The following is a 7161-nucleotide window of genomic DNA, read 5'->3' as shown; positions in this document are numbered from 1 at the left end:
CCGTGCCGCTCGCCGCGTTGTTGTTCGAATCGTAGGTCGGCAGGTTCGCGAACTGCGACGGGTCGGACGCATCGCTGCAGCCGGTCGTGCGCTGTGCGTCGCAGATCGTGACCATCGACGTCGTGAGCCCGGGCACCAGCTCGGTGCCCGACGAGCCGCACGTCGTGCTGCCGTACACGACGAGACACTGCGCCTGCGACACCGGATACGCGCTGTCGGTCGGCAGCCAGACCGACAGGTAGCGTGCCGCATCGCGCGTGGCCTTGGTCAGCGTCTCGTACTGGTAGATCGCGCGACCGAACTCGGCCACGCCCGTCGCGAGCATGATCATCGGCATCAGCACGAGCGCGAACTCGACGGCGACGACGCCACGGGTGCGCGAACGACGAATCGGCGGCTTCTTCATGATCGTCTCTCCGCTATTGAACGAGCATCGGCACCTGGGTGCCCGACGCACTGCCGCTGCCGGGCAAGCCATGCGTCGCGCACGGGTTGTTGCCCGAGACCGACGAGCCGAGGTATTCGAGGTGCGCGACGACGGCGCCGCTGCCGGCGCTGAACGGGAGCGGATCGAGCATCAGCACGCAATCCCATTGCGTGACGTGCACCTTGCCGCTGCTGCCCTTCAGCGTCGAACAGTCGCCTTCCGGCGCGAGCGCGAGGCGCCGGTCGCTGCCGTACGTCGAGTAGTTGCTCGCCGTCGCCGTGCCGTTGGTGGCGATGCCACTGCCCGACGGCGGCGCGCCGTCGCCCTGGTAAGGCTTGAAGCTCGCACGGTCGGCCACGAACTGCGTGTATGCGTCACCCTTGATGCCCGCCGTTCCGGGCGGCCCGTAGTTCGGCCCGACGTATGCGTAGCCGGTGAAGTCGGGCTGGCCGCTCGAACCGTTCGCGCCGTTCGTATAGATGCCGAAGCGCGTATTCCACGCACGCTGCGACGCCGACTTCATGCCCGTGGTGGCCAGATCGGGCGGACTCGTGATGTTGCAGGTATTGCCCGACAGCTCGCTCGCGAGCGTCGTCTCGTTCGTCGAGCCGTCGAGCGCCGCCCAGCCGAAGTTGCCGGGCCCGTAGGTCGACGACGACCCGGACGGCGACGAGATCCAGTCGCCGACCTTGTAGGCCGGATCGGACGGGCCACGGCACACGAACACGGGAATCGCGCAGGTGGTCTGCCCGCCGCCGACGGTCGCGATCGCGCTCGCCGACACTTCCGCCGCATTCGCGAGCTTCGTGCCCGGCAGCACGTTCAGCACCTCGATGAACCAGTGCGCGATGTTGCTCAGCGTCGCGGTGCACTGCACGTACTTGATGTTCGCCGGCGTCGTGACCGCGTTCTTGGTCAGGAACGGGTTGGTCAGCGAATCGCTGAACGTGACGTTCGCGTTGGTCGACATCTGTACCGACGTCTTCTGGAAAAACACGAAATTCAGATGGCCGGCGGCGATGCCGTCGGCTTCGGCGACCGACAAGCTGATCGCCGACGTCAGGTCGCGCGCGGCGGACAGCGCGCAGGCATCGGCGCTGTTCTGCAGTTCGCTGCGCGTGACGTACAGCTTGCCGAGATCCAGCGCGAGCCCGACGAACCCGATCATCACCGCCAGTGCGAGACCGACGATGATCGCGACGGCACCGCGCTGGCGGTGCAGGCTGCGACGCGTGACTTTCGGATAGCGGGCTGCGCGGTTCATGGCGTTCTCCCTGAGCGTGCCGTCGTTACTGGGTCGACTTGCCGATGCCGATCACGAACGCATTGGTGGGCGGCTGGACCTGCTTGAACGACTTGTCGTAGTTGTCGAGCGCAGACGCGGCGGCGCCGCCGTCGACCCCCGGTGCCGATACCGGACGTTCGCCGGCATGCGGATCGATGATCTGGGCGTGCATCACGGTGCGGACCGAGTCGCCGAAGCGGCTGTCCCACACCGGGGTCGACGACATGCAGCCGGCAAGCGCGAACGCGAGCGGGGCGGCGAGCGCCGCGCGGCGCACGAATACGAGGTAGGCGGATTTCATGAGCTTCCCCTTGGACGGTTTCAACGATCGGTGGACTGGGGTTCCGCGCCGGCGCGCGCAATCTGCGCTTTCGGCGCCGCCGCGCTCCGGTGCTTCGGTCGCGCCGCCGGCTGGGCCGACGGTTCGGGGCCGGCGGCCGCGAGGCGCGCGGCGGCGGCTTCGATGCGCGCGACACGCGCCGCGGTGGCCGCGTCGGACTGCGGGGCGGCGGCCGCGACCGGCGCCGGCGCCTTCGGCGGCTCGGCCGGCACGGGCGGCTGCACGTCGGCGTCTTGCGGCGTGCGCGGTGCGGGCAGCGCGGCCGGCGCGACCGGTGCTTCCGACTTCGGCGCCGGAGCAGGTGCGGGCGCCTGGGCCGGCGTCTGCGGAGCGGCTGCGCCGTTCGCGGGTTGCATCGGCTGCGCGCCTGCCTTGCGCACGCCGCCACGGCCTTCCATGTTGCCGGTCGCAAAGACGTCGACTTCGTTCGGCTTCGAGAAGCTGTCGGTCGGCAGCGCGACGTCCGCGGTCTGCAGCGGCTTCACCAGGTGCGGCGTGATCAGGAAGATCAGCTCGGTGCGATCCTGCTGGAACGACGTGCTGCGGAACAGCGCGCCGAGCACCGGCACTTCGCCGACGCCGGGGATCGCCTTCAGCGCACCGCTCGCGTTGTCCTTGATCAGCCCGCCGATCGCGAACGATTCGCCGTCGCTCATCTGCACCGTCGTCGACGCGCGCCGCGTCGTGATCAGCGGCAGGATCGACGTGCCGCCGATGTTGGACGCGCTCAGCGTGACGCCCGTCTGCGACAGTTCCGACACTTCCGGCGCGACCTTCAGGCTGATCCGGCCGTTGGCCAGCACCGTCGGCGTGAACTTCAGCGCGACGCCGAATTCCTCTTCCTGCAGCGTGATCGACGAGACGCCGTTGCTGCCGCTCTGCGGGATCGGGATGAAGATCTTGCCGCCCGCGAGGAACGTCGCTTCCTGACCGCTGATCGTCACGAGGTTCGGCTCCGCGAGGATCTTGACGAGGTTGTCGGTGTTCTGCGCGTCGGCCGCGATGCTGAACGGCTTGTTGTTCGCCTTGTTGAACACGGCGCCGCTCGCGACGCCCGCGAGCAGGTTGCTGACCAGCGCGCCGCTCCACGAACCGAACCCGCCCTGGATGTTGAACGCGCTGCCCATCTGGTTGATCAGCGTCTTCGACACCTCGGCCACCTTCACCTCGAGCATCACCTGCTGCGGCGACGTGACGTTCAGCATGTTGAGCACGCCGCCGCCCTGCTTGCCGCCTGCCGCATCGCCCGCGCTGTCGCCGTACGCATGGGCGATCTGCACGGCCTGCTGCGCGGCCTGCGAGCTCGACACGGTGCCGGCCAGCACGATCGTGCCGGCCGCGGTCGACACATGGATGTCGCGCTCGTTCGGCATCAGTTGCAACAGCGACGCCTGCAGGCCGCCGGCGTCCGCGCCGACCGCGACGTCGATCACGCGGCATGCGCCGCTCCTGCCCTGCACGATCATGTTGGTCGTGCCGACCGCAAGCCCGAGGATGTACAGCGTCTGCGGCGACACCATCGTCGCCTGCGCGACGGCCGGGTTGCCGATCGTCCGATTGCGGACCGGCTCCGGCATCGGCACCAGCAGCGACTTGCCGAGCGGCACGGCGACGCTGGTCGATTCGCGCACGGCGCCGACGCAGTTCGGCCCGCGCAGCGGCCCCGCCGACGCGGCGGGCGCGGCGGCCGGCACCGGCGCCATGCTGATCGTCATCTGCATCGGCCCCTTGCCGACCGCGGCCGGCGCGCTGGCGCCGCCCTTCGTCAGCACCGCCGACTCGATGCCTTCCTGCGCGAGCGCGCCATACACGGTCAGCCATCCCGAACAGAGGATCGCGGCCATCATCGTGCCCCGTGCGACGCGTGTGCGCAGCGGGCCGGTACCTGTGCGTTGCGGTTTGATCTTCATTTCGTCTGATCCCCCGAGAGACCGGCGCCGTGCCGGTTATCGACTTCCAAGGCCGCCGCGCGATGACGGCGGCCGGTTTGTTGGTCTGGCTGTATGCATTCGTTTCAGAAACATTCGACGCTGCCCTTCACGCCCGTCAGCACGCCGACGCAGTCGCGCCGGACTTCCGGCGCCGCGTGCGACGCGACGTGCACGCGGACCGGCCGCACGTGGACGGGCGCCGGTGCCGCTTCCGGCACGGGTTCCTTGCCGAGCAGCGTCAGCTTGGTCGCGCCGCCGGTGGTCAGCGTCTTCTGGTCGACCTGGTTGCGCAGCACGAGCGACAGCGTGCCGACGCTGCGTGCGAGGTCGAGCCGTTCGGCCTGGTCGGGCGTGACTTCCAGCGTCACCGCGTTGACCACCTTCGGCGCCGTGTCGTCGCGGCTGACCTGCTGCGCGACGGCCAGCACGAGGATGTGCTCGAGCACGATCTTCGAGATGCTCTGCCCGTCGGTCTTGCCCTGCTGTTCCTGCGTGTTGACGATCACGTCGACGTAGTTGCCCGGCAGCGCGAAGCCCGCGACGCCGACCACGTCGTTCACGCGCACCGTGATCGCGCGGCTGCCGTCGGCGATCACCGCGGACAGCCCGCCCTTCGTCCCGACCGGCGCGAGCTTCGACTCGATCACCGGCTCGCCGCGCGCGAGGCTGGTGCGCACGACGCGCCCTTCGAGCGTTTTCGTATCGGTGAAGGCGCCGGTCGGCACGCTGCCGGCCGGCCAGCTGACCATGTGGATCTGGTTCGGCCCGAGCGGCTCGCCCAGGTTCAGGTCGGTGGTGGCCACCGCGACGGACGTGACCGAGCTCGTGGACGTCTGTACCAGCCAGCGGGACGCGAACACGACCGCGGCGAGACCCGCGACCATCGCGACGACCAGCATCATGAGCGCTCGACTGTTTTTCATGGCAATGCTCCTCGACGAATCGTGAAAGAAACGGCTCAACCGGTGATGAACGTGCGGCCTCCGCGCTCGACGGGCGGCGGATGACTGCCGTCCCGTTCAGGCGCCGCGCCGAAATAACTCGCCCACGCGTCGTACAGCGCGTCGTGCGTCACCTCGGGCGGATCGCCGCGGTAACGCGCGCCGGCGGCCACGAGGCGCAGCAGGTCCGCCGGAAAGCACGCGAGAAACGCCTTGCCGGTCGGCAGGTGCAGCCGATGCAGCAGGAAGTCGAAGGCATCGCTCGCCGACACGAGCCCGAGCGACGCGCAGGCCGCGTCGTACACCGCGCGGTAGTCGTCGATCGACATCGCGCCGACGTGCAGCTTCGAGCCGAGGCGGCGCATGAACGCGTCGTCGCAGAACTGCTCCGGCGCCAGGTTGCTCGAGAACACCGGCCACACGTCGAACGGCATCACGAAGCGGTTGCCGGACTCGAGCGTCATGAAATCGACGCCGCGATCGAGCGGCCGCAACCAGCGGTTGAGCAGGTCGCGCGGCTCGACGCGCTGGCGGCCGAGATCGTCGACGACGTACATGCCCATGTTCGCCTTCATGTGCGGCGGTGCCTGGTAGAAGCCGGCCGCTGCGTCGCGACGCAGGTCGAGCTCGTCGAGCGTCAGCTCGCCGCCCGACATCACGACCGGCCGTTCGCACAGCCGCCAGCGGCGATCGACCGACTGGCCGCCGGCCTGCGACCCGACGTCGACGTGCACGAGCGGGTCGTAGACCTCGATCACTTCGCCGGCCGCGCAGATCGCGTACGGGATCGGCACGCGGCCGTGCATCAGCGCGCCGAGCCGCTCGGCGAGAAAGGTCTTGCCGCTGCCGGCCGGGCCGTAGATCAGCAGCGGCCGGCCCGCGTTCAGCGCGGCGGCCGCCGCATCGAGCACCGCCGTGTCGATCACGATGCCTTCGAACGCCGCCCACACGTCGCTCTGGCCGATGTGCAGCTTGCGCACCGAATGCGCGGCCACGCTCGCGAGATACGCGTCGAGCGTCACCGGCGCGGGCCCGCTGTAGCCGCTGCGTTCCCGTTCCTCGAGCGCGAGCACGCGGCCCGCATCGGTCAGGCGGAACGTCACGTCGAGATCCGTCGCGCCGCGATGGGTCAGCTCGACGAGATGCTCGCGCACCAGGAACGCAAACACTTCGTCGAGTACCGCGAGCGGCAGGCAGTGCCGTTCGACCAGATCGCCGTACGACGGGCGGCCGAGCACCAGCGTCGACTTCAGCACGAGGCCGCCGACGAACGCCATGCTCAGGCCGGTTTCCGCGAGCGAGCGCGGCGCCGGCGGCAGCTGCGCGCCCGGCTTCGTATGGGCCTCCCGCGACGGCGGCGGATCGGGCAGGCGTGCCACCTGCGCATCGCGTCTCGGTTCGGTGTGGTTCGTGTTCATGATCGTTGCGTCCTCGTTGCGTTCTCGTTGCGGGTCCGCCGCGCTATGCGCACGACGCGAACAGCGTGCCCAGCGTGCCGACCGCGATCGCCACGCCGTACGGCAGCGTGCCGACCGATGCGATCTCGACGGGGCCGTCGTCGGCCTCGGCGCGCGCCGCCTGCGAGCGCCGCACGATCAGCGTGCGCACGTTCGTCCACATCTGGCGCATCCGCCCGCGCAGCAGCGCGTAGGCGATGGCGCCGATCCCGCCGGCCAGGAACGTGGCCAGCACGATGTAAAACGTCATTTCCGCGCCGACCCATGCGCCGATCGCGAGCATCAGCTTCACGTCACCCGCCGCCATGCCGCGCAACAGGTAGAACGGCAGCAGCAGGCCGAAGCCGGTCGCCGCGCCGGCGAGCCATCCGAGCACGCCCGCCGGCACGCCCTGCAGCAGGCACTGCGCGACCAGCGCGCCGGCCAGGCCGAGCAAGACGAGACGGTTCGGAATGCGACGGGTCGCGATGTCCGTGCTGGCCGCGGCGACCGCGAGCAGCGTCACGCACAACGGAACCGGGTAAGGCGGCGCAACGGGAAGCATGGCGAACCTCGCGTATCGAATCGGTGGATCAGGAAACCATGGACAACGCGGTGCTCACGGCGGCCGTCACGGCCGCGGCGATCATCTCGTACGCATCGCCGAGCGAGCCCTTCAGCGTGACGACGCTGCCCAGCACCGCGACGGCGAACATCGACGCGAGCAACGCATACTCGATCGACGTCACACCCTGTTCGTCGGCGATCCAGCCACGTGCGACACGCATGATGGTTTGCATG

At 69.5% G+C, this 7161-nt stretch carries 8 protein-coding genes; all 8 read right to left on the bottom strand.

Annotated elements, in window-relative coordinates; all coding sequences use genetic code 11:
* Nucleotides 1-406: TadE/TadG family type IV pilus assembly protein (locus JMF90_RS16365; protein WP_201325228.1), on the bottom strand; the 406-nt coding region annotated here is incomplete at its 3' end.
* Between the two features lie 13 nt (nucleotides 407-419).
* The gene (locus JMF90_RS16360) at nucleotides 420-1691 is read right to left on the bottom strand and encodes a pilus assembly protein TadG-related protein (protein WP_011549052.1); all 1272 of its coding nucleotides are present in this window, start codon (nucleotides 1689-1691) and stop codon (nucleotides 420-422) included.
* A 25-nt stretch (nucleotides 1692-1716) separates the two neighbouring features.
* Entirely contained in the window at nucleotides 1717-2013 is a 297-nt protein-coding gene (locus JMF90_RS16355; protein WP_041489514.1) for a hypothetical protein, read from the bottom strand.
* A 20-nt stretch (nucleotides 2014-2033) separates the two neighbouring features.
* Complete coding sequence (locus JMF90_RS16350; protein WP_011549054.1) at nucleotides 2034-3962, bottom strand: type II and III secretion system protein family protein; 1929 nt, start codon at nucleotides 3960-3962, stop codon at nucleotides 2034-2036.
* A gap of 104 nt (nucleotides 3963-4066) precedes the next feature.
* Nucleotides 4067-4906: a Flp pilus assembly protein CpaB gene (gene cpaB / locus JMF90_RS16345; RefSeq protein ID WP_011549055.1), complete on the bottom strand. Its 840-nt coding sequence runs from the start codon at nucleotides 4904-4906 to the stop codon at nucleotides 4067-4069.
* Between the two features lie 35 nt (nucleotides 4907-4941).
* On the bottom strand, nucleotides 4942-6342 hold the full coding sequence (locus JMF90_RS16340) for an ATP-binding protein (protein ID WP_011549056.1): 1401 nt from the start codon (nucleotides 6340-6342) through the stop codon (nucleotides 4942-4944).
* A gap of 43 nt (nucleotides 6343-6385) precedes the next feature.
* A complete protein-coding gene (locus JMF90_RS16335; protein WP_011549057.1) occupies nucleotides 6386-6925 on the bottom strand; it encodes a prepilin peptidase in 540 nt (179 codons plus the stop codon).
* 28 nt (nucleotides 6926-6953) lie between these two features.
* Nucleotides 6954-7160: a Flp family type IVb pilin gene (locus JMF90_RS16330; RefSeq protein WP_011549058.1), complete on the bottom strand. Its 207-nt coding sequence runs from the start codon at nucleotides 7158-7160 to the stop codon at nucleotides 6954-6956.
* Nucleotide 7161: the final 1 nt, after the last annotated feature.

Source organism: Burkholderia sp. E168m23 (assembly GCF_016586125.1).
Taxonomy (GTDB): domain Bacteria; phylum Pseudomonadota; class Gammaproteobacteria; order Burkholderiales; family Burkholderiaceae; genus Burkholderia; species Burkholderia orbicola.
Note: the sequence above shows the minus strand (reverse complement) of the source record. Positions and strands in the feature narration are given on the sequence as shown.

Excerpts from the sequence above, each read along its gene's own strand:
- JMF90_RS16360 (WP_011549052.1), bottom strand. The coding sequence starts at position 1,691 with ATGAACCGCGCAGCCCGCTATCCGAAAGTCACGCGTCGCAGCCTGCAC.
- JMF90_RS16355 (WP_041489514.1), bottom strand. The coding sequence starts at position 2,013 with ATGAAATCCGCCTACCTCGTATTCGTGCGCCGCGCGGCGCTCGCCGCC.
- JMF90_RS16350 (WP_011549054.1), bottom strand. The coding sequence starts at position 3,962 with ATGAAGATCAAACCGCAACGCACAGGTACCGGCCCGCTGCGCACACGC.
- cpaB (WP_011549055.1), bottom strand. The coding sequence starts at position 4,906 with ATGAAAAACAGTCGAGCGCTCATGATGCTGGTCGTCGCGATGGTCGCG.
- JMF90_RS16340 (WP_011549056.1), bottom strand. The coding sequence starts at position 6,342 with ATGAACACGAACCACACCGAACCGAGACGCGATGCGCAGGTGGCACGC.
- JMF90_RS16335 (WP_011549057.1), bottom strand. The coding sequence starts at position 6,925 with ATGCTTCCCGTTGCGCCGCCTTACCCGGTTCCGTTGTGCGTGACGCTG.
- JMF90_RS16330 (WP_011549058.1), bottom strand. The coding sequence starts at position 7,160 with ATGCAAACCATCATGCGTGTCGCACGTGGCTGGATCGCCGACGAACAG.